The organism is Streptomyces sp. CB02959, from assembly GCF_002803155.1.
Taxonomy (GTDB): domain Bacteria; phylum Actinomycetota; class Actinomycetes; order Streptomycetales; family Streptomycetaceae; genus Streptomyces.
This window is the reverse complement of the sequence record NZ_NNBP01000009.1, coordinates 325,848-346,806: the sequence shown is the minus strand read 5'-3', so window position 1 is coordinate 346,806 and position 20,959 is coordinate 325,848. Positions and strand designations below refer to the sequence as shown.

Here is a 20,959-nt window from a genome sequence, read left to right as displayed (position 1 = left end):
CAGGGCCCGCGGCTACCGCTGCGGGCCCTGTCTCCAGTGTGTGCTGCGGGGCCAAGGCGCCCTCGCCCGTTGTGACATGTGCTCAGGCTGCGTTGCAGACGTACGGCGTCATGTCAGTCGTCGATGGCCTGGTAGAGCGTGGTCCAGAAGTCGTGGATGAGTTGTGCGGGGTCGGGGAGGGAGAGACCGACCTGGGTGAGGAGGATGCCGACGAGTCCGTTGTGCGGGTCGGCGTAGGCGGTGGTGCCGGTGCCGCCGTCCCAGCCGAACTGGCCGATGGGTGCGTAGTCGCCGCGGTAGCTGCGTACCGCCATGCCGTAGCCCCAGCCGCCGTGCTGTCCTTGGCCGAAGGAGATGTGGACGTTGTTGCGGGCCAGGTCGTTGCGGGCGGCGTTCTGTTCGGGGGTGAGGCAGTTGGTGGTCATCAGTTCCACGGCGGGGCGGGACAAGATGCGTTGGCCCTCGTGTATCCCGCCGTTGAGCAGCATGCGGAAGTAGGCGTGGTAGTCGTCGACGGTGGAGACCAGACCGCCGCCGCCTGACGGGAACGCCGGAGGCGTGCTGTACTGCCCGCCCACCGCCTCGTCCCACACGGTGAACTCCCCGGTCTGCGGGTTGGGTGTGTAGCAGGGTGGCAGCCGGTCGATCTGGCCGGCGGGCACGTGGAAGCCGGTGTCCTTCATCCCCAGCGGGCCGAAGACACGTTCGCGCAGGAACGTGTCGAACGACTGGCCGGTGACCCGGGCGATGAGGACGCCGAGCAGGTCGTTGCTGATCTGGTACTGCCAGTGCTCTCCGGGCTGGTGCATCAGTGGCAGCGTGGCCAGTTGGCGCATCCACTCGTCCGGCGCGGCCACCGCTGTCGCGCTCTGGCTGAAGATGCCCCGCTCGAAGATCGCGTCCATGATCGGGGTGCCCACTGCCGTCAGATCCATGCCCAGGCCGAAGGTGGAGGTCACCAGGTCCCGTACGGTGATCGGCCGCCGCGCCGGGACGGTGTCCTCAAGCGGGCCGTCGACCTGCTTGAGCACTCGGCGGTCGGCGAGTTCGGGCAGCCACGGCTCGACCAGGTCGTCCAGGCGCAGCCGGCACTCGTCCAGCAGGACCATCGCCGCCGCCATCGTGACCGGCTTGGTCGTCGAGGCCATCCGGAAGATCGTGTCCCGGCGCATGGGTGCCCCGCCGTCGTGGCGCATCGTGCCGACCGCTTCGACGTGCGCGTGACCGTCCCGGCTGACCAGGGCGACCAGTCCGGGAATCCTTCCGGACTCCACGTGCCGTGCCAACACATCGCGCACCCTGCGCAGCCCGGTTTCGGAGAGGCCGCGGTGCTGGGCGGGAGTGATGTCGAGGGACATGTGGTGGTTCCTTCCGAGATGTGGGTGGTTGACCTGGTGGGGTGTGGCCGCCGGAGGCGCGTCCCAGGGCGGTGGTGGTGCTTGTGTTCGCCGTGCGGGACGCGTCTCCGGCGTGGTGTCCATGGCGTTGGCGTGCGCCCGATGGCCGGGTTGTGTTGAGGGTGCTGCCGGGGGCGGTCAGAGGCTGCGGGCGGTGATGTCGCCGTGGGAGGTGGTGGCGCGGATGTCGAGTTCGGCGGTGCCGTCGTTCTTGAGGGCGTTGCTGATGCGGCCGTAGGCGGTGCCGGCATCCAGAGCGGCCGAGACTCCGTCGGCGGCGCCGATCGAAATGTCGCCGGACTGGGTGCGGAGCACGACCTTGCCGCCCATGGCCTCGGTGATCCGGATGTCGCCCCGCGCGGTGCTGATCTCCGCGGGCCCGCCCAGTCGGCCGACCTCGACATCGCCGTCGACCGCGGTGAGGCGCAGGCCGGCGGTCTCGTCCAGCTTGATCTGGCTGTAGGCGCCTTCGAAGACGACGTCGCCGAGCCGGCCGAGCGTCCGCAGTTCGGCGCTGGCGGTCTTGGCCTCGACCTGGGAACCGGCAGGCAGCTTGACCGTCACCTCGACCGATCCCGAGGGGCCGAAGTACTGGTCGTTCGCCGAGGACACGATGCGCAGGATCCCGTCGGCGTATTCCACCGAGGTCTGCTCCGCCGCCTTCACATCCCGGCCCTTCGAGGCGTTGGCGGGCAGGACCTCGATCACCGTGTCGGCCCGCTCCGCGGCGATGAACTGGACGCGTCCGGCGGGGATGTGCAGGACGGCGGAGATCGGGGCGGGGGTGTCGAACTTCTGCATTGTGCTCTCCCTTGTACTTGCGGCTCGCTGTTTCCGAACAATGGAAACGCTACGTTGCTTTCCGATTCTCGGCAACGATTTCTTCGCCCGGGAAGGCCATTCATACAGGTCAAAGCGCGGTAATCATTGCAACGTCCTCTCGATTAACGCAACGATGAGGCGGTCGGTCGTTGCAATGGGTTGAAGGTGAACGCTATGGTGGCGGCGTAGGGGAACATCGAGCAGCGCCATGGGGCATCCGTGGGGCATGAAGGGGGTCGTGATGCCGGGAGGCAGGCTCACCCAGACCGAACGTCAGCAGATCGCCGCGGGACTGGCCGACGGGCTGGCCTACGCCGAGATCGCCCGCCGTCTCGACCGGCCGACCTCCACGATCACGCGTGAGGTGATGCGCAACGGCGGCCCCGCCGGCTACCGCGCCGACCTGGCCCACCGCGCCACCCAGCAGCGCACGCACGGGCCCAGGCAGGCCGCGCCCCGGGGGACGCAGGCGTCACCGCAGGCGTATGGGCGCGATGTCGAAGCCGTGCGTGACTACCAGGAGGCCCTTACCGCCGTCTACATGGCCTCGGGCCTGCCCAAGATGATGGCCCGGGTGCTGGGCTGCCTCTACACCACCGACACCGGCGCCCTCACCGCCTCCGAGCTTGCCCAGCGCCTCCAAGTCAGCCCGGCGTCGATCTCCAAAGCGATCACGTTCCTGGAGAGCCAGGACCTCGTCCGCCGGGAACGGGACGAACGCCGCCGCGAGCGCTACGTCGTCGACGACGACCTCTGGTACCAGGCGATGATCCGCAGTGCCCGGGCCAACGACCAGTTCATCGAGGTCGCACGGCAGGGCGTCGGCGTCCTCGGTCGCGGCACCCCGGCCGCCACCCGCCTGGAGAACGCCGCCCGCTTCCTGGACTTCGTCAGCGAAGGACTCATCCGCGCCGCGGAACAGGGCCGCGAAGTCCTGTACACCAGAACCGAGTCGGCCTCGGACGGCGCCGCCAGGCCGAGTTCGGATGACGGACGGACGGCCGCCTCGACGCCCACACCATGAGGCGAAGCCGACCGTGCCCGGCGGGGGCCCGAGACGCTTGGGCCGGATCGTCTTCGACGCCCGGCAGACGGGTTCGGTCCGGGATGCGCTGCTGGTCGTACGCGAAGTCGCCCGCTTCCGTGCGGAAGGCACCGCAGCGGGCCGACACCCGGGCCGCCACGGCCCGCTCCGCCACGCCTCCCTGCCGCATCCGCGGCGAGAAAGACGTCAACCGGGCAGGCGTACGCCGTCGCGCAGAGGTAGCTTGACGCTCAGCTCAGCGGGGCGGGAGGAGTGCGGGCGTGGAATTGGAGCTTCGGCACCTGAGAGTGCTGTGTGCGATCGCCGATGCCGGGAGCGTGGGCCGGGCCGCGTCGGACCTCGGGTACTCGCAACCGGCCATGAGCACCCAACTCCAGCGGATCGAGCAGCACTTCGGTCAGTCGCTGTTCGAGCGGAACACCTCGGGTGTGGAGCTGACGCGGTTCGGCACGGAGGTCCTGGCCCAGGCCCGTGATGTCCTGACCCGCGCTGCCGCGATAGGGCGCAGGCCGGCCGAAGACGGTGCGAGAACGCGCCGACCCCTCCGGCTGGCCGCGACCAACTCGCCGGTCCTGGCCGGCATGCTCATCCGGCTCCGGAGCCGACTGCCCGATCTCGCGCTCACGGTGAGCAGTGTGTATTCGTCCTCGGAGATCGTCGAACTCCTGGAGCACGGTGCGGTGGACGCCGCGATCGCCGCGGACTATCCCGGACGTGAACTGCGGCACTCGGCCGCCGTGGCGCACCGCGGAGTGGTCACCGAGCCGTCCTTCGTCGCCCTGCCGGCCGGGCACCGGCTCCAGCACTGCCGGGAGGTGGCGCTCGCCGACCTGGCCGACGACGCGTGGTTCCTGACCCCGGACGACGGAGCGGGTTGGCCCGGGGTGTTCTACGAGGCGTGTCGCGCGGCCGGATTCACCCCGGCGGCGGTCCATGAATTCCTGGGCGACCAGGGGCAGTTACAGAACATGATCGCGGAAGGCATCGGGGTCGCCGTCGTGCAGGCGACACTCCGGCCGATCCCCGACGTCCTCGTCAAACCGCTGGTCGGCACACCCCTGTGGTGCCGTTACGTGCTGGCCTGGCGACGCAAGAGCCCTGCCGACGAGGTCGCGGACACGCTCTTCACCTCCGCCGCCGAGGCGTACCGCACGCTCATCGCGCAGTCACCGCACTTCCGGGCCTGGGCCTCGCGAACCTGGAGTGTGGCCGGGCGCTGGTAGGTACTCCGGCGGTGCCGGGTGGTCCCGGTGCCGGCCGCCGGCGAGGCCATCCAGCTGGATGTTATGGCGAGTTCAGCCCATGTGCTATGTCACACCTTATTGTCGGCGGTCGGTCGCGCTGAGAAGGTGCCACACGCGCCTCAGTTCGATCCCGAGGCGCATCTGCCCACGAAGGAGCACGGATGCGCTACCGCTTCCCCCTGCCCAGAAGCCTGGCCGGCGGCCTGGCCGTCTGCGTCACCACAGCCGGCCTGCTGGCCGCGCCGGCACTGGCCTCCCCGGCACTGGCGACGCCGCACTCGACGGCCGCCACCGCCGCCCAGGCCGTCACCGCGGCCCGGACCACCCCCCATGCCGTACCACCGACCGGCCCGACAGTCGGCGCGAACGAAAGGCCCGCGCAACCGGGCCGATCGGTCGGCGTCACCCAGCTCCGCCCGCTCAACGCGAAGAATCCCCCCACTTCTTCGACTGCTGCGGCACGGCAGAAAGGTGCGAAGCACCGCGCGGCCTCGTGCAGTCCGTCCGACTTCGGCAGCCGGACCGGAGCCGACCTCGTCACGTTCGTCAAGGCCTCGGAGACGGCCTGCGTCAACACCCTGTTCAGCGTCGCCGGCAAAGACGCCCACGACGTCTTTCGCGAAGAGCAGATGGTGACCGTGGCCAACGCCTTCAAGGACGCGGCCGCGGCGTACCCCGGCGACAACAAGGCAGACGTATTGCAGCTGGTGCTGTTCCTGCGCGCCGGCTACTACGTGCAGTACGGCCACCCGGACGATGTCGGAAAGTACGGCCCGACCCTGGCGACGGCCATCGAAGGCAGCCTGGACGCCTTCTTCGCCAACTCGCACTCCAAGGACGTCACTTCGGGCAACGGTGACGTCCTGAGCGAGGTCATGATCCTCACGGACAGCGCCAACGAGCAGGCCCGCTACCTGAACGTCTACAAGCAGTTCCTCAGCGGGTACAACAGCTCCTACGACTCCATCCCCAGCATGCTGGCCGCCGTCAACAACGTCTACACGCCTGTCTGGCGCGGAAACTGGAACCCCGAGTACGTCAAGGCGGTCGCGGCCGACCCGAGCATCATCGACACCCTCAACAAGTTCGCGCTCGACCACATGGGCATGCTCGGCAAGGAGAACTCCTACCTCGACTCCAACGCCGGCATGAACGTCGCGCGGTACGTCGAGCACCAGGAGCTGCGGGACAAGGTCAAGCCGCTCATGAAGGGCCTGCTGGACGCCTCGAAGATAACCGGCCCGACCGCGTCCCTGTGGGTCACCGTCGCATCCAACGCCGCCGCCTACGACAAGGACAACTGCTCGTTCTACGGCGTCTGCAACCTGCCCGACCAGCTGACCAAGGCCGCGCTGCCGGTCGACCACTCCTGCGACGCGACGCACACCATCAAGGCGCAGGCGCTGACTTCGGACGAGCTCAATGCCGCCTGCACCAGCCTGCTGAGCCAGGACCCGTTCTTCCAGAACGTCGTGAAGAACAACGGCCCGATCCCCAACCAGCACGAATCGACCATCCAGCTCGTCGTCTTCGGCAGTCGCAACGACTACCAGACCTACGCCGGGGCCATCTTCGGCGTCGACACCAACAACGGCGGCATCACCTTGATCGGGGACCCGACCAAACCCGACAACAAGCCGATGTCCCTCATGTACCAGCGGAGCGACGACAACGGCTTCCCGGCCCGGATCTGGAACCTCAACCACGAGTACACGCACTACCTCGACGCCCGTGACGACATGAAGGGCGACTTCGCCCAGCAGACGTCGGTTCCGGATGTCTGGTGGATAGAGGGCCTCGCCGAGTACGTCTCGTACACCTACCGCAAGAAGACCGACGACCAGGCGGTCAGCGAGGCCGGCAAGCACACCTACAAGCTCAGCACGCTGTTCCAGACCACCTACAGCAACACCGACAGCAACCGCACCTACGCCTGGGGCTACCTCGCGGCCCGCTACATGGTCGAGAAGCACCCCGATGACGTCGCCAACATCCTCGGGCACTTCCGGACCGGCGACTACCAGGGCGGCTACGCGGTCTACAACAGCAACATCGGCACACGCTACGACGCCGACTTCGACTCCTGGCTCACCGCCTGCGCGGGTGGCGCCTGCGCAGCCCAGCCCGGGGCGAAGACCGCGCCGTCGGCACACGCGACGCCGGTCCGACCTTCCCACTGACCGATAGCTCCACCCGGCCCGGCGGTGGCACACCCGCACCGCACGGCCATGGCCCTTCGACGGCCGGCGCCTTCCCCACAGCCGGCCGGCCGTCGAAGGGCCTCTTCGCTTGCCGGGCGGGCTCGACGGGGTCCGGCGGTCACCGTCAACGCGGCGCACGGGGCGAACAGTTGCGGCGCAAAAAGAACGCCCCCTCTCTGCGAGGGGGCGTCGACAATCACTTCGTTGTGCGCTTCTTGCGTACCGGCTTCGCTCCGGGAGCCTCGGCCTTGCGGGCCACTTCGGTGAAGGGCCTGATCGCTGCCTCAAGAGCGGTCAGGCTCTCTTCGCCGAGGTCGATGTCATACCACTGCATGTCACGGACCTGACGGACACCGAGCTTTGCCGAGCCGTCCTCGTTGGTCTCCCCGGTTTCGTACTCCTCCTCGACCAAGGCCGGGACGGCGAGCTTCACGGTCGTGACGCCGTCCGTCACCTCGGGGTTGAGGTCATCCTGGAGAACTGATCGCCAGTAAGTCGCCTTCTTGACGATCTCACTGCCGACCGGGACGGGAGTGATGACCTCTTGGACTCCCGGCTCGCTTTTCTGAGACTCGTCAACCTGGATGGTTTCTTTCACGGCCATAACTGCGTCCCTTTCGATTGGTGCACCCAAATCATAATGGAAATAGGGGAGTTGAAGCCAATCGAGCCCGGGGCTGCGGCAGTGGCTTGTGAGCGCGGATCTGCCTGGTCAGCTGGCCTCTGCTGCCAGAGCGTCTGCTCCGCTCGTGGTCTGCGCGGACTGGCGTATCCGGACGCGTCGTGTGCCGCAGTCTTGAACCCCTGACGTCTGGCGCCATCCGGAAAGTCGGCCCGCATGCACGGCAAATCCCGGAGCCGGCTGAAATTGCTTGCGAAGGGGAGTTTCCTGGGTTTCCGCTCGACCTGGGCCCCGCCGCAAAGAGTCGGAATGCGCAATTGAAAGAGGACTCGATCGGAAGACCTGTAAAAAACAGCGCAATACCGTCGAGCGGCGCATCAACCGCCCGAAGCAGGGGGGAGGCATTGCCGCGCGCTTACCGCCGGGCCGGTTCGCGGTAGTCGCGGAGCGCGATGTTCTCCGCGGCCGTGCGGGCGATCCTGGCGGCCGTGTTCTTGCCCGGCAGGTACGGCGTGACCTTGTAGAGGAACGACCGCGCTCACCGGTCCGCGGCCACGGCCTCCAGGACGGACTCCACGGCCTTCTCGGACAGCCCCAGCATGCGCAGCACCTCCGGGGCGCGCGCCCCGACCGTGTCGGCGACCTCGGCGGCCTGCCGGTAGTGCTTGCGCGCCTCCGTGTGGTGGCTCCGGGCCGCGGCGACGCGGCCGAGGCCGATGAGCGTGCGCACCCGGGGCCCCAGACTCTTGATCCAGTGCGGATCGATCCGCTCCAGCGCCTCGCTGTAGAGCCGTTCCGCCGCTGCCAGGTCGCCCTCCTCCAGGGCGATGTCGCCGAGCCCGCGCAGCGCAGCCGCCAGGTAGGTGGAGCTGCCGGCGCGGCGGGCGAGCGCGGCGGCGTTCGCATAGGCGGTACGGGCTCCCGCCGCGTCGGCGCCGGCGAGGTGATCGCCCCGGTTGACCAGCAGGTCGGCACTGTCCTCCAGGGCGCCGAGCCGTTCGGTGAGCACCAGGGCCTCGTCGGTCAGCGCGACCTCCCGCGTCCGGTCACCGCGTGCGCCGGCCGTGCCGGCCAGCGTGTCCAGGGCCAGCGCCATGCCCCAGCGGTCGCCGAGCGTGCGGAATCCCTCCAGGGCCTGGCCGAAGGCGTCCTCGGCCGCATCGGGATCCCGCCGGCCGAGGTGCCCGAACCCCGACACGTAGTGGGCGGCGGCCCGCGCCCACGGCTCGGGACAGTCGCGTTGGGACGAGACGAGCGCGAATGCGCCCTGCGGGTCCGGCCCGCCCGCGTTCCGCATCATCCACAGCAGCAGGACGACCGGGTACCGGCCCGACCGGTCGCCGGGCCACGCGGCCGCCAGCGCCTTGCCGGCCGCCGCACGGTGCCGCTGCCACGCCTGCCTCCCGGCTTCGCCCGTCGCCGACGCCGCGCCGGCGAGCAGCACGCACGTCGCGTACTCCTCGCCGAGCCCGTCGGGGACCGCCTCGCCGACCGATGCGAGCAGTGCGATCGCCAGTGGCGCGACGGACGCGGACGCGCCCCGGATCCACAGGTAGTTGAACGCCGCGGCGAGCAGCTCGAAGGCCGTCTCCACTGCCGGTTCCGCAACTGCCCAGCGCAGTGCCGCCAGCAGGTCACCGTGTTCGGCGGCGACCGCGGGCAGCCACTCCAGCTGCTCGGCCCGCCGCAGATGCGGGTCGGCCGTCCGCACGAGCTCCAGCAGGCGCTGAGCGTGGGCGCGCCGCACGGAATCGCGTTCGCCCGCCTCGTCGAGCCGTTCGGCACCGTAGGCGCGGATCGTCTCCAGCATCCGGTAGCGGCCGCCCGCGACCTCCAGCAGCGACTTGTCGGCCAGCGCCTCCAGCGTCTCACCGTCGGTGCCGCACACCCGAAGCGCGGACTGGGCCGTCGCGCCCCCGGCGAACACCGTGAACCGCCGCGCGGCCCGCTGCTCGGGCTCGGAGAGCAGGTCCCAGCTCCACGCGACCACTGAGCGCAGCGTGCGGTGCCGCTCGTCCGCCGTGCGGTTGCCGCGGGCGCCGATGGCGAGCAGGTCGTCCAGCCGTCCCGCCAGGTCGTCGATCTCCAGGGTGCGCGATCGCGCCGCCGCGAGCTCGATGGCCAGCGGCAGGTCGTCGAGCGCCGCGCAGATCCGCCGCACGACCTCGGGGTCGGCGGTGAAGCCGCGCCGCACGGCAGCGGCCCTCTCGGTGAACAGCCGTACGGCCGTGTCCTCGTCGAGCGGCCGCACGGGGTGGAGGTACTCGCCGATGATGCCGAGCGGCTCCCGGCTCGTCGCCAGCACACGCAGCCGCGGGCAGGCCGTCAGCAGCCGCGCCGCCAGCCCGGCGACCTCGTCGGCAAGGTGCTCGCAGTTGTCCAGGACGAGCAGCAGCACTTGGTCGGACAGCGCCGCGACCAGACGATCGACCGGCCCCTTCGCGCCGCCGTCCATCTGGAGCCCGTTCTCGCGCAGGCCGAGCGCGCGCAGCAGGGCATGCGGCAGGCCGGCGCCGTCACGCAGCGGGGCCAGCTCCACAAAGCACACCTGGCCCTCGGTGCCCCCGACCCCCGCGACCTCGACCGAGAGCCGGGTCTTGCCGACGCCGCCGGGCCCGAGGAGGGTGACCAGCCGGGCCACCCGCAGCACCTCGGCGACCTCGGCCACCTCATCCGCGCGCCCCACGAAGCTCGTCAGCTGGGCGGGCGGAGCGGCGGGCGACGGCGTCGGATCGGCGCGCAGCAACTCCCGGTGCAGCGCAGTCAGTTCGGCCGAGGGGTCGGCGCCCAGCTCGTCGGCCAGGTGCCGCCGGGTCGCCTCGAACACCATCAGCGCCTCGGCCTGCCCGCCCTCGGCGAACAGCGCCCGCATCAGCAGCCCCGCCAGCCGTTCCCGGAGCGGATGGCGGCCGACCAGCTCGCGCAGCTCGGGTACGACCGTCCGGTGCTCGCCGAGCCGCAGCCCCGCTTCGATGCGGTCTTCCCGTGCCCCGAGCCGGCGTTCTTCCAGCCGCACGGCGGCGGCCCGGGCCGTCTCGCTCTCGGGCAGGTCGGCCAGCGCCGGTCCCCGCCACAACTCCAGCGCCTCGCCCAGCAGCACGACCGCCCGTCCGGCGTCGCCGTCGGCGAGCGCCGCACGGCCCTCCCCGGCCAGGCGCTCGAACCGGGAGGTGTCCACGTCGTCCGGATCGACCACGATCCGGTACCCCGCGCCGGCCCGTTCGATCGCGGCCCCGGCGCCCAGTGCGGTACGGAGCCTGGACACCTGGGACTGCAGCGCATGTGCCGAAAGCACCCCGGCGGGGTCGATCTCGTCGGCCAACCGGTCCGTCGAGACGACCTCCCCGGGGCGCACCAGCAGCAGGGCCAGCAGCGCCCGCCGGGCCGGTCCGCCCAACGGGGCCTCGCCGCCGTCGCCGTGCCATGCTCGGGTCTCGCCGAGGATTCCGAACCGCATGCCGGGGATTATTCATCGGCGCGCAGGATCATGGCGCAATCGGGCCGAGGAAGGTCCCGCCCGAGACGTCGACGGTCTGGCCGGTCACCCAACGGCCCTGCGGGCCGGCCAGGAACGCGACGACGTCCGCGACGTCCTCGGGCTCGCCCAACCGCCCCAGCGCGGTGATCGACTCCAGTCCCGCCACCGCCTCGGGGATGGAGGTGTAGCCCGCGGTCATGTCGGTCCGCACGGCGCCTGGCGCGACCGTGTTCACCGTGATGCCGCGACGGCCGAGCTCGTTGGCCAGCGACGGTGCCATCGACTCCAGCGCCGCCTTGCTGATCGTGTAGCCGATCTGAGTGGAGACCGCGAACCGGCTGGCCACGGAACCCATGTTGATGACGCGTCCGCCGTCGTTCAGCAGCGCCATCGCGCGCTGGATCACGAAGAACGGGGCGGCGACGTTGATCCCCATCAACCTGCCGAACTCCTCCTCGGTGACCTGCGAGATCGGGTTGCCCGAGCTGATGCCCGCATTGTTGACCAGGATGTCCAGCCCGGCCCCCGCCAGTCCCACGGTCAGTTCCTCGAACAGCCGGTCCACCGCGCCGTCCTCGCCGAACCGGGCCCGGATCACGAACGCCCGGCCGCCCGCCTCCTCGATCCGCCCCACGACCTCCTCGGCCGCCTGGTCGTTGCCGCCGTAGTGGACGGCAACCAGCGCGCCCTCGGCCGCCAGTCGCAGCGCGACCGCCCGGCCGATTCCCCGCGAGCCGCCGGTCACCAGTGCCGTCTTGCCGGTCAGAACGTTCATCGTCGCTCCCTGTCGGGTGGCCGGTCCGCGGCGGATCCGGCGATGCCCCCCACAGTCACGGCCAGGGCTCACCGCGAGCTCACCGCGGGCTCACCGGGGTACGCCGGCGCCAGTCGGCCTGACGAGCGGACCGGACGTCGCCGAGTGCCTGGACGCCGTCCACCGGCATGACTGCACCGGCCGCGGCCCGCGCGACATCGAGGATGACAACGCGGCGGCGGTGTGAACCGGTTCAGCGGTGGATCACGAGCAGTACCGGGACCACGGCTGCGGCCGACGCAACTCCGGTCGCCGCCAGTGCGATGCGGGTCGGCCGCACGGTGAGCCGCCAAGGCAGCAGCGCCGAGAGCAGCACGAGGAGGATTCCGGCCCCGTAGAGCACCGGTGCCGCGGAAAGCGGCACGGTCACGCTCGCGGGGCAGTGGTCAGGGCCGCACGAGTCGGTGTACATGACGCTGAAGCTGTAGAAGAAGAAGTCGACGAGAAACAGTGAGCCGAGCGCGGCGGCACCCAACAGCGGTGGCAGCCACCACCATGGGTCGCGCTGCGGCCGGACCGAGAGTGTGTTCATGGCACAGAGTCAAGCGTCCTGACACCCGTCCACACATCGGTGCGGCTACTCATGTGCGGGGACGACTGCCCTGCCTCTCGGACGGCCGCTTGCCGACAGCGGATGACCGCCGCCCGATTCGGACAGGGCGGAGCGCCGACGCGCCCTACGGTTTCGAGGAAATCGGCGCTCTGGAGGCGTACATGGACAGCTGTCGCGGTGCGCGGACGGCCGTGATCGTGGGAGCGGGCGTGGCTGGTCTGACAGCCGCCACGGCCCTGGCACGCGGCGGATGGCAGGTTGAGATCGCCGAGGTCGGCCCGCCGGAGGCGACTTCCGGATGGGGGTTGTGCCTGACCGGACCTGCGCTGCGCGGGCTGGACGAACTGGGTCTTGCGGACGCGTGTCTGGCCGCGGGCCACGGCATGAGCACGATCACGCATGCGGACGTGCACGGCGAGCCCGCGGGCGAGGTCAGGTTGCCGCGTCTGATCGGTGCGCGGCGGCCGGCGATGGTCGGTATCGCACGCCCCGTACTGCACCGCATCCTGCACGCGGAAGCCGAGCGGTGCGGTGTGGTGGTACGCCACGGAGTGACCGTTGCCGCGGTGGACCAGGAGCGGGACCTGGTCCGCGTGCGGTTGTCGGACGGGACAGTCCGGCAGGTCGCGCTGCTGGTGGCCGCGGACGGGATCCGTTCGTCGGCGCGGGGCCTGCTGGGGCTGGAGACCTCGCTCGAATTCCACGGGCAGATGGTCTGGCGGGCCCTGGTGCCCCGCCCGCGGTGGGCCACCGGGATCCATCAGTTCGCCGGGAAGGCCGACACGGCCGGCCTCGTCCCCCTCTCGGACCGGCAGGCCTACGTGTTCCTGACGGAGAACGGAGTGGAACGGAGCGCCCTGCCCGACGCCGAACTCGCACCGCGCCTGCGGCAACTGCTGGAGCCCTTCCCGGGCCGGGTGGAGGAGATCCGCTCCCTGGTGTCCGGGTCGGAATCGGTGGTGCGCCGCCCGGTGCTCACGGCGCTCCTGGAGGGTGCCTGGAACCGGGGCAACGCGGTGGTGATCGGTGATGCCGCGCATGCGCCCGCACCGCAGATGGCCAGTGGCGCTGCCCTGGCCGTCGAGGACGGGCTCGTGCTGGCCCGCGAACTCGGGCGGCACGCGACCGTCGCCGCGGGGCTCCAGGCGTTCGCCGGCCGGCGCGCGCAGCGGTGCCGAACGCTCGTGGAGACCTCGGTGGCGATCGCCGGCCTGGAGCAGGCGCAGCGCCACCGCGAGGCGTATCCGCTGGTCGAATCCTGCCACCGGCTCATGGCCGAGCCCGCGTGACCATCCGGCGCGAAGCCCGTCCCGATCAAGGGAGTACACCATGAGCAACAGCAGTCTGATCACCCACCGGCGGCACATCGATGTCGCCATGCCGAACTTCGCCGAACAGCGGTGCTTCTACACCGAGTTGTGGGGGCTGACGGAGACCGCCGGTGACACCGGTGTCCCCGCCACGGAACCCGCCGACCGCCATGGCTGACAATGGGCCCCCAGGGAGGTGACCCCACCATCGTGCCGACGCCCCTGCGCAACCACCTCATCACCAGATCCCGGAACCCCGTCGACCTGCTCAACGCCGCCACCTGCCTGTTCGGCGGCTCGATCGCCACCTCGCCCCTGGGCGAGCTGTGCGGCGGCGAACACGAACTGCGCGGCGTCGCCGCACACGACTTCGCGGTGGGCTACTTCGTCTCGCCACTCGATGTGCGGGTCACCTCGGCCGCGGGTCGCGACCGCGGCTCCTACTTCGTCAACATCGGTGACTCCGGCGCCATCTCGGCATCGTGCGGCGGCCTGCGGGCGACCCTCGACGAGGCGACGGCGGGAGTCGCCAACCCCGGGGACACCCAGGAACTGCGGCCCCTGCCCGGCCGGAGGACGCGGTTCCTGGGCCTGCGGATCGACGCCGCCCTGGTTCACCAGGAATTCGCCGCGCTGACCGGGCGTCCGCCGGTGTCCACCGTGCGCTTCGACTTCGCCCTCGACCTGGCCGACTCCAAGGGCCGGGCGGTGCGGCTGCTGGTCCGCTCCCTGCTCGAACAGCTGGACTCGGCAGACCCCCTGTTCCGGCGCGCGGAGCTGCAGCGCAGCCAGCTGCGTTGCCTCGTCACCGCCCTGCTGCTGGCCCAGCCGCACTCGCACACCGGCGAGCTGCACGACGGTCCGCAACCCGGCTTCCCACGCTCCTTGCGGGCAGCCCTCGCGTTCATCGAAGCGAACCTCGCCGAGCACATCAGCCTCGGCGACATCGCCGGTGCCGCAGGCTGCAGCCCGCGGACCCTCAGCTCCGCATTCCGCGGCCGGCTCGGCCTTTCGCCCCTCTCCTACGTCCGCAACCTGCGACTCGACCGGATTCGTGAGGACATCCTCGCCTCCACCGACCCCGTCGGCACGATCGCCTACCGGTGGGGCGTCTCGCACCTCGGCCGCTTCGCCGGCGAGTACCGCGCCCGCTTCGCCGAACTGCCCTCCGACACCGCAGCCCGCAGGTGACCCGGCCTCCCCGTCTCCCTTCCTGCCTGCCTGTCAGCGCATCAGCCCGGGGCCCCCGGCATCGGGCTGGGACGGGGGCCGCGCCGGGACCATGGCTGTGCTGTGACCGGCCGCGGGCTGAACCGCAATTCGTTTGACCTGGCCACGTGTCGACGCTGCACTGTGGCTGCCGGACGCCACGAGCCGTGGTGCCGGAATCCCGAGGAGGCAGCGGCAGCGATGGAGATCCGTCCCACGACCGACCAGGATTTCGAGGTCTTCGTCGACACCCTCCATGCCGCGTTCGGACTCTTCCCGGAAACCCCGATCGAGGGCGGCGGGCTCTGGTGGTCGGCGCTCGAAACGGACCGGTGCCTGCTCGCCCTGACGGCGGACGGGCGACCCGTCGGCACCGCCGCCGCGCACTCCTTCGAGCTCACCCTGCCCGGTGGGACCCTCGTCCCGGCCGCCGGGGTGACCGCCGTCGGCGTCCTGCCGTCGCACCGGCGCCGGGGCGTGCTCAGCACGATGATGCGGCATCAGCTCGCCGAGCTGCGGGCCCGCGGGGAGCTGCTCTCCGTGCTGCTGGCCTCCGAGGCCCCGATCTACGGCAGGTTCGGCTACGGACCGGCGACCTACACGGCACGGCTGGCGTCCCCGACGGGTACGCCAGCTACTCGATCGGCGATCCCCAGACCTTGACGGTCGACGAGACCATCGCCACCGACGACGCCGTCTTCACGGCCCCGGCCCGGTTCGTACTCGGACACGACCTGGTCACCAGGGTCGTCTTCAAGCACGTCCCGCCCGAGCACCCGCTGCGCTGGCAGTTCGCGGACTTCCGCGCCGGCCAGGTGAGCGACGACACCGACTGGCTCTGGGTGCGCCTGCTGGACATCCCGCGCGCTCTGACCGCCCGCGGCTGGTTCACGGACGGCGAGCTCGTCCTCGACGTGGACGACCCGTTCCTCGGCGAACACGGCCGCTACCTGCTGACCGTCCGGGACAACAGTGCCGACTGCGTCCCGACCGACCGGGAGCCCGACCTGTCCCTGGACATCAGCGACCTGGGGTCGGTCTACCTCGGCGGCACCGCCCCGAGCACGCTCGTACGAGCCGGACACATCCGGGCCCACCACCCGAGCGCGGCCACCCTCGCCGACGCCCTCTTCCGCACCGACCGCCCCGCGCACTGCCTGCACTGGTTCTGATTGTGCGCTCGCCAGGGCCGAGAGACGCGTACGCGTCCACTGTCAGCGGCCATGCGAGGGGTAGGTCAGGCAGGCTTCCCAGAAGCGCCGTCTCGCGTACGTCACGTGAATGGCGCCGGGACCGGCACCTGTTGCCGGTCGGGTTCCCCACGCCGACCGAATCGATCAGCACACTCACCGGTCACCCGACCCGTCGGACCGACTTCAGCAGTTCGCGCTTGAGTACCTTTCCGCTCGGTCCGGTCGGGAAGGAGGTGACGAACTCGACCGACCGCGGGCATTTGAAGACGGCGAGGCGTTCCTTGCTCCAGGCGATGATTTCCCGGGCGAGTTCGGGTCCCGTCGGGACGCCGGGGCGGGGGATCACCACTGCGCAGACCACCTCGCCGTAGATCTCGTGGGGGAGTCCGATGACCGCCACTTGGGCAATGGCCGGATGCCTGGTCAGTACCTCCTCGACCTCACGGGGGTACACGTTGAATCCGCCGTGCAGCACCAGGTCCTTCTTCCGGTCGAGGATGGTCAGATAGCCTTCCGCATCCTTGACTCCGAGGTCACCCGAGCGGAACCAGCCGTCCACCACGGCCTCGGCCGTCGCCTCGGGCTGGTTGAGGTATCCGGCCATCACGTTGTGCCCGCGTACGACGATTTCGCCGAACTCGCCGGCCGGCAGGAGTTCCACGGCATCCTCCACATCGGACCTGGCGATTTCCACCTCCACTCCCCAGATCGGCCGACCCACGGTGCCGGGGCGGCAGGGCCATGCCTTCTGGTTGTAGGCGACCACGGGGGAGGTCTCGGTGAGTCCGTACCCCTCGTAGATCCGGCAGCCGAAGGTCGCCTGGAATTGCCCGAGGGTCGTCACGGGCAGTGCCGATCCGCCGGAGTAGGCCCGATCCAATTGGGGGCGTCGTTCGACCAGTTCGACTGCCGTGAGAAGTGCGGAGTACATGGTGGGGACGCCCATGAACACCGTGCACCGCTGCTTCTCCATGTGTTGACCGGGACCACGACTGCCCCGAGCGCCAGTACGCCGAAGTACGCCGCCGGGAATTCCGGAGCGTTGGGCAGCAGGAGTGCGACCTTGTGCCCCGCTTCGATTCCGTGCTCGCGCAGCACTGCTGCGTACTGCCGGGCGCTGCGCCAGAGTTCGCGGTACGACACGCTTTCCGCTCCGTACAAAACCGCCGGACTTTCCGGCCGACGCTCCGCGGAATCCGCGAGTATGGCCGCAGCCGAGAGAGGCATGACAGTCTCCGTCCTTGGATCGTCCTCGATCGGGCTTCGCCCTGTCGTCCTGTCGCCCTGTCGTGCTGATCACGCCGCTCTTCGTATCCTGCCGCCGACCGCTGTGAGAGCAGTGCGAACGCGCTCGACCCGCGTCCGTTGCCTGCGATGAGGCAGGGAATACCCGGACCGACAACTCTTGTTACCTCAGGGGGAGTTGCGTGTCCACCAACTGTCCTGGTGGGTCAACAACCTCGATGGACGGGAACCTCGACATCATCATGGTGACCACAATCCGCAACGAATCGAGGTGGCCTCATGTCGCAGCACACCGAATTCTTCGCGCGTGTACTGGCCGAACTGGGAAACGGAAGACGAGACTTCATGGAAATCGGGCGGCGGGCCGGCCGCTTTCCCCGGGCATTCGCCCGCGCGGTCCGCCCCGGCAGGACGATGACCGAGATCAACGTATGGTGCAGCAACGATTATCTCGGCATGGGACAGCATCCCGTCGTGGTGGAGGCGATGAAGCGCGCCATCGACGAATTCGGTGCCGGTTCGGGGGGATCACGGAACATCGGTGGGACCCATCACCTTCATGTTCTGCTCGAAAAGGAGCTGGCCGCACTGCACGGCAAGGAGGCCGCGCTGCTGTTCAGTTCCGGATATGCCGCCAACGACGGCGCGTTGACGGTGCTCGCCGGACGCATGGACGACTGCCTGGTCCTGTCCGACGAGCTCAATCACGCCTCCATCATCGACGGCATCCGGCACAGCGGGTCCGAGAAGCTCATCTTCCGGCACAACGACACCGCGCACCTGGAAGAACTGCTCGCCGCATCCGACCCGGACCGCCCCAAACTGATCGTCGTGGAATCCCTCTACTCCATGACGGGCGACACGGCTCCGCTCGCCGAGATCGCGGCGATATCCCGGCGCCACCGGGCCACCACATACCTGGACGAAGTCCACGCGGTGGGTATCTACGGCCCGCAGGGAGCCGGCGTCGCCGCCCGCGACGGCCTCGGCGGCGACTTCACCCTCGTCATGGGGACTCTGGGCAACGGATTCGGCACCGCCGGCGGATACATCGCGGGGCCGGCTCCCCTCGTCGACGCCGTGAAGAACTTCTCCCGCCCCTTCATCTTCACGACGTCGCTTCCGCCGGCCGTCGCAGCCGGCGCCCTCGCGGCCGTCCGCCACCTGCGGGGGTCCGACCGCGAACGCACCCGGCTGCACGCCAACGCCCGCATCCTGAAGAGGTTGCTCACCGAGCGCGGTATCCCCTACGCCTCGGCCGACTCCCATATCGTGTCCGTCGTCGTCGGCGACGACGCCACCTGCAAGGAAGCCGCGGACCGGCTCCTCCACCGGCACGGCAGCTACGTCCAGGCCATCAATGCGCCGAGTGTCCGCACCGGTGCGGAAGTCCTGCGCATCGCCCCCTCCGCCGTCCACACCGAGGCCGACGTCGCGGAGTTCGCCGCGGCGCTGAGCACGGTGTGGGACGAGCTCGACGCCGTCCCTGCCGTGTCGCCGCCGAACCGTGAGGCGGTCCAGGGGAGGCTTGGCGGCAGCTGAGGGAGCCGCGTCCATCAGGGCTCAGGCTACGAGCAGGCGCAGACCGAGCTCTGCCGCGTCGAGGGCGACGAGGTCGCGGTTGCGCTCGGCCCACCGGCCTGAGGAAAGGTCGTCGCGGAGTCCGTTCACCGCCCGCTCCTCGGCCTCCGGCCCGACTCTGGTCCATACCGATACCGCGCGGCGCACATGCTCGTCCAGGTACGCCTCGGGCCGCCGCCAGTGGGCCTCGAAGAAGCCGTCGGCGCAGTCCCACGGGACGAGCACCGGCTCCGCACGCCCGTCGATCGCACGGGTGAGATCGGCGAGCGAAGGCCAGTCGACGAGAAGGCCGGCGAACTCCGGCAGGTAGTCGCGGGTGAGCCAGAACCGCTCACGCCAGCCGGTGGTACCGGCGTCGTACGTGAACACCACCACCCGGCGGGCCACGCGCCGCATCTCGCGCAGCCCGGCGACCGGGTCCGGCCAGTGGTGAACGGTGCTGACCGCCATCGCGGCGTCGAAGGACTGGTCCTCGAACGGGAGGCGCTCCGCACTGGCGGCCACGCACGGCGCCGCGCCCGCGGGACGCTGCGCCCGCATGACCGCCGACGGTTCCACCGCCGTGACGTCGCGGTCCGGGGGCTCGTAGGAGCCGGTGCCGGCCCCGACGTTCAGTACTGTCCGGGCGTCCCCGAGCGCATCCCAGATCCGCGCGGCGATCCGCGGCTCGGTGCGCCGCGTCGCCGGGTAGGCGGACCCGATGGTTTCGTACAACTGCGCGCCGAACGGCCTCAGTTGCTCCTCCGGCGTCGCTCTGATCCCCATTGCCCCTGCCTCCAGTTCCCTGTCTATGGCCGTCGCCATGGCAGCAGCGCGGTCGCGCTGTTCCAGCAGCAGGCCGCGCAGCCGGTGCAGGTGCGCGACCGCGTCGGTGGTCGGGTCGTCGACCAGATCCGCGATCTCGCGCAATCCGAAGCCCAGCCGCCGGTAGGCGAGCACCTCCCGCAGTCGCTCCACGTCGCCCGCCGAGTAGGCCCGGTACCCGGCCGCGGTTCGCGCGGACGGCTGCACGAGGCCGATCCCGGCATAGTGATGCAGCGTGCGCACGCTCACGCCGGCCAGCTCGGCCACGCGTCCCACGGTCAGATGCTCTTCCATGCGCCGACGATGCGGCCTGACGTCACGTGAGGGTCAAGCGATTCGCTCCTGGTGCCGCGGGTGGGTCCATCGCCGGGCCTGCCAGGCTGGGGCTGTCCGTAATTCCACTATCGCCTTCCGTAGTCGGGTTGCCAGGATCGGTGCTTCGCGGCGTGGGCTCGCGAGGCACGACCCAGCGGGCGAGGGGACCAGGCCGGTATGGGTACACGCGAGGTTGTGTTGATGACCGACCACGGGTCGACGGAGGGCAGCCGATCCGCTCTGGCCGCCGCCGTCGAGTTGCTCACCGGACGGCGACCCGTGCTGATCGATGCGCGGCACTTCATGGCGGGCGGCACCGGCCGGACACGCAGTGCGCAGGCCGGAGTTCAGATCGAGGTGCCGGGCGAGGGCCTGTCGGTGACCCCTTCGGTCGTACTGATCTACGAGATCCAGCCTCCCCAGCGCGGCGGCTTCGCCCCGTTCCAGCGACTGCTGCGCCGCCACGGGGTGCTGTCGCTCGGAACGGACGCCGATGCCTGGCGGGCGGCCACCGAAAAGAACCTGACGGTAAAGCGGTTCGTCCGGCACGGTATCCCGCATATGGAAACCATCAGCCTGTCCCGCCCCAGCGCTGACAGCGCTGCCGCGGCGTTCGAGCGGCTGGGCGGGAACGTCTGGGCCCGGCCGTTCCTGGGGACCTGCGGAGACGACGTCTTCCATGTCACCACGTCGGAGCAGCTGCGCACCGCGATCGACTACTACGCCCGTTCCGGGCAGGACTGGTTGATCTCCCGCGATGCCGGCAACTTCGACGCCCGGGGGCTGCGTCATCAATTCCGTGTGACCGTGTTGGACGGGCGCCCGGTCCAGGCGTGCGAACACGTCCAAAGGGACGCCGATGCTCCGTGCAACGAGGCTCAGGGAGCGAGCTGCACCCCCTTGCCGGTCGATGAACTTTCCCCAGACTTGGGCAAGTTGGCCGTCTCGGCCACCGAGGCGATGGGGCTGCCCTTCGCCGGTGTCGACCTCGCCGCCGAGAACGGCGGCGTGGTGTTCGAAGTCAATGTTCACCCGATGCTCGGCTCGGTGCACCCCACGGAGTCGGTCGCGGTAACGTATGTACAAGCACACTTGGCCATGTTGTGACCGTTGCGAGCGTGGTGAC

16 protein-coding genes and 2 pseudogenes are annotated in these 20,959 nt (G+C 70.1%); 9 read left to right on the top strand and 9 right to left on the bottom strand.

The features are described 5' to 3' along the window. Positions 1 to 113 precede the first annotated feature (113 nt). Complete coding sequence (locus CG747_RS17325; protein WP_100602617.1) at positions 114 to 1,358, bottom strand: serine hydrolase; 1,245 nt, start codon at positions 1,356 to 1,358, stop codon at positions 114 to 116. Positions 1,359 to 1,535: 177 nt separating this feature from the next. Then, positions 1,536 to 2,198: a DUF4097 family beta strand repeat-containing protein gene (locus CG747_RS17320; RefSeq protein WP_100602616.1), complete on the bottom strand. Its 663-nt coding sequence runs from the start codon at positions 2,196 to 2,198 to the stop codon at positions 1,536 to 1,538. Between the two features lie 262 nt (positions 2,199 to 2,460). Between CG747_RS17320 and CG747_RS17315 the strand changes: the two genes are divergently transcribed. The 3 genes from CG747_RS17315 (at position 2,461) to CG747_RS17300 (ending at position 6,688) form a co-directional block, all read left to right on the top strand. Continuing rightward, entirely contained in the window at positions 2,461 to 3,243 is a 783-nt protein-coding gene (locus CG747_RS17315) for a helix-turn-helix domain-containing protein (RefSeq protein ID WP_100602718.1), read from the top strand. A 281-nt stretch (positions 3,244 to 3,524) separates the two neighbouring features. After that, positions 3,525 to 4,487, top strand: coding sequence for a LysR family transcriptional regulator (locus CG747_RS17305; protein ID WP_100602615.1), 963 nt, complete (start codon positions 3,525 to 3,527; stop codon positions 4,485 to 4,487). A gap of 182 nt (positions 4,488 to 4,669) precedes the next feature. After that, positions 4,670 to 6,688, top strand: a complete 2,019-nt coding sequence (locus CG747_RS17300; RefSeq protein WP_100602614.1) for a collagenase — start codon at positions 4,670 to 4,672, stop codon at positions 6,686 to 6,688. Between the two features lie 217 nt (positions 6,689 to 6,905). Here CG747_RS17300 and CG747_RS17295 read toward each other — a convergent pair whose 3' ends face one another. The 4 genes from CG747_RS17295 to CG747_RS17280 form a co-directional block, all read right to left on the bottom strand. Beyond that, on the bottom strand, positions 6,906 to 7,313 hold the full coding sequence (locus CG747_RS17295; RefSeq protein ID WP_100602613.1) for a hypothetical protein: 408 nt from the start codon (positions 7,311 to 7,313) through the stop codon (positions 6,906 to 6,908). A 556-nt stretch (positions 7,314 to 7,869) separates the two neighbouring features. Then, positions 7,870 to 10,788: a BTAD domain-containing putative transcriptional regulator gene (locus CG747_RS17290; RefSeq protein WP_100602612.1), complete on the bottom strand. Its 2,919-nt coding sequence runs from the start codon at positions 10,786 to 10,788 to the stop codon at positions 7,870 to 7,872. A gap of 28 nt (positions 10,789 to 10,816) precedes the next feature. After that, positions 10,817 to 11,584, bottom strand: coding sequence for an SDR family oxidoreductase (locus CG747_RS17285; protein ID WP_100602611.1), 768 nt, complete (start codon positions 11,582 to 11,584; stop codon positions 10,817 to 10,819). Between the two features lie 232 nt (positions 11,585 to 11,816). Beyond that, the gene (locus tag CG747_RS17280; RefSeq protein ID WP_100602610.1) at positions 11,817 to 12,155 is read right to left on the bottom strand and encodes a hypothetical protein; all 339 of its coding nucleotides are present in this window, start codon (positions 12,153 to 12,155) and stop codon (positions 11,817 to 11,819) included. Positions 12,156 to 12,337: 182 nt separating this feature from the next. Between CG747_RS17280 and CG747_RS17275 the strand changes: the two genes are divergently transcribed. The 4 genes and pseudogenes from CG747_RS17275 to CG747_RS17260 all read left to right on the top strand — a co-directional run bounded on the left by CG747_RS17275 (position 12,338) and on the right by CG747_RS17260 (position 15,867). Continuing rightward, positions 12,338 to 13,465, top strand: coding sequence for an FAD-dependent monooxygenase (locus tag CG747_RS17275; protein WP_308303786.1), 1,128 nt, complete (start codon positions 12,338 to 12,340; stop codon positions 13,463 to 13,465). A gap of 40 nt (positions 13,466 to 13,505) precedes the next feature. Further along, a complete protein-coding gene (locus tag CG747_RS17270) occupies positions 13,506 to 13,664 on the top strand; it encodes a hypothetical protein (protein ID WP_257980481.1) in 159 nt (52 codons plus the stop codon). Positions 13,665 to 13,696: 32 nt separating this feature from the next. Continuing rightward, positions 13,697 to 14,677 (top strand): AraC family transcriptional regulator, encoded by a 981-nt coding sequence (locus CG747_RS17265; RefSeq protein WP_100602716.1) that lies wholly within the window; start codon positions 13,697 to 13,699, stop codon positions 14,675 to 14,677. A gap of 219 nt (positions 14,678 to 14,896) precedes the next feature. After that, positions 14,897 to 15,867 (top strand): annotated as a pseudogene (locus CG747_RS17260) (GNAT family N-acetyltransferase). 181 nt (positions 15,868 to 16,048) lie between these two features. Here CG747_RS17260 and CG747_RS17255 read toward each other — a convergent pair. Continuing rightward, positions 16,049 to 16,861: an AMP-binding protein gene (locus CG747_RS17255; protein WP_374701782.1), complete on the bottom strand. Its 813-nt coding sequence runs from the start codon at positions 16,859 to 16,861 to the stop codon at positions 16,049 to 16,051. 15 nt (positions 16,862 to 16,876) lie between these two features. Continuing rightward, a pseudogene (locus tag CG747_RS50985) lies at positions 16,877 to 17,115 on the bottom strand (AMP-binding protein); the annotation flags it as partial. Between the two features lie 297 nt (positions 17,116 to 17,412). Here CG747_RS50985 and hemA point away from each other — a divergent pair. Then, positions 17,413 to 18,675 carry a 5-aminolevulinate synthase gene (gene hemA, locus CG747_RS17250; protein ID WP_100602609.1) on the top strand — a complete coding sequence of 421 codons (1,263 nt, stop codon included), beginning with the start codon at positions 17,413 to 17,415 and terminating at the stop codon, positions 18,673 to 18,675. A 21-nt stretch (positions 18,676 to 18,696) separates the two neighbouring features. Here the strand turns inward: hemA and CG747_RS17245 are convergent, their stop codons facing one another. Beyond that, positions 18,697 to 19,812: a MerR family transcriptional regulator gene (locus CG747_RS17245; protein WP_100602608.1), complete on the bottom strand. Its 1,116-nt coding sequence runs from the start codon at positions 19,810 to 19,812 to the stop codon at positions 18,697 to 18,699. Between the two features lie 300 nt (positions 19,813 to 20,112). Between CG747_RS17245 and CG747_RS17240 the strand changes: the two genes are divergently transcribed. Further along, the gene (locus CG747_RS17240) at positions 20,113 to 20,940 is read left to right on the top strand and encodes a RimK family alpha-L-glutamate ligase (protein ID WP_257980480.1); all 828 of its coding nucleotides are present in this window, start codon (positions 20,113 to 20,115) and stop codon (positions 20,938 to 20,940) included. Positions 20,941 to 20,959 lie beyond the last annotated feature (19 nt).

Coding starts and splice junctions, on each gene's coding strand:
- CG747_RS17275 (WP_308303786.1), top strand. CDS start 12,338: ATGGACAGCTGTCGCGGTGCGCGGACGGCCGTGATCGTGGGAGCGGGC.
- CG747_RS17285 (WP_100602611.1), bottom strand. CDS start 11,584: ATGAACGTTCTGACCGGCAAGACGGCACTGGTGACCGGCGGCTCGCGG.
- CG747_RS17295 (WP_100602613.1), bottom strand. CDS start 7,313: ATGGCCGTGAAAGAAACCATCCAGGTTGACGAGTCTCAGAAAAGCGAG.
- hemA (WP_100602609.1), top strand. CDS start 17,413: ATGTCGCAGCACACCGAATTCTTCGCGCGTGTACTGGCCGAACTGGGA.
- CG747_RS17325 (WP_100602617.1), bottom strand. CDS start 1,358: ATGTCCCTCGACATCACTCCCGCCCAGCACCGCGGCCTCTCCGAAACC.
- CG747_RS17245 (WP_100602608.1), bottom strand. CDS start 19,812: ATGGAAGAGCATCTGACCGTGGGACGCGTGGCCGAGCTGGCCGGCGTG.
- CG747_RS17320 (WP_100602616.1), bottom strand. CDS start 2,198: ATGCAGAAGTTCGACACCCCCGCCCCGATCTCCGCCGTCCTGCACATC.
- CG747_RS17280 (WP_100602610.1), bottom strand. CDS start 12,155: ATGAACACACTCTCGGTCCGGCCGCAGCGCGACCCATGGTGGTGGCTG.
- CG747_RS17270 (WP_257980481.1), top strand. CDS start 13,506: ATGAGCAACAGCAGTCTGATCACCCACCGGCGGCACATCGATGTCGCC.
- CG747_RS17290 (WP_100602612.1), bottom strand. CDS start 10,788: ATGCGGTTCGGAATCCTCGGCGAGACCCGAGCATGGCACGGCGACGGC.
- CG747_RS17300 (WP_100602614.1), top strand. CDS start 4,670: ATGCGCTACCGCTTCCCCCTGCCCAGAAGCCTGGCCGGCGGCCTGGCC.
- CG747_RS17255 (WP_374701782.1), bottom strand. CDS start 16,861: ATGGAGAAGCAGCGGTGCACGGTGTTCATGGGCGTCCCCACCATGTAC.
- CG747_RS17315 (WP_100602718.1), top strand. CDS start 2,461: ATGCCGGGAGGCAGGCTCACCCAGACCGAACGTCAGCAGATCGCCGCG.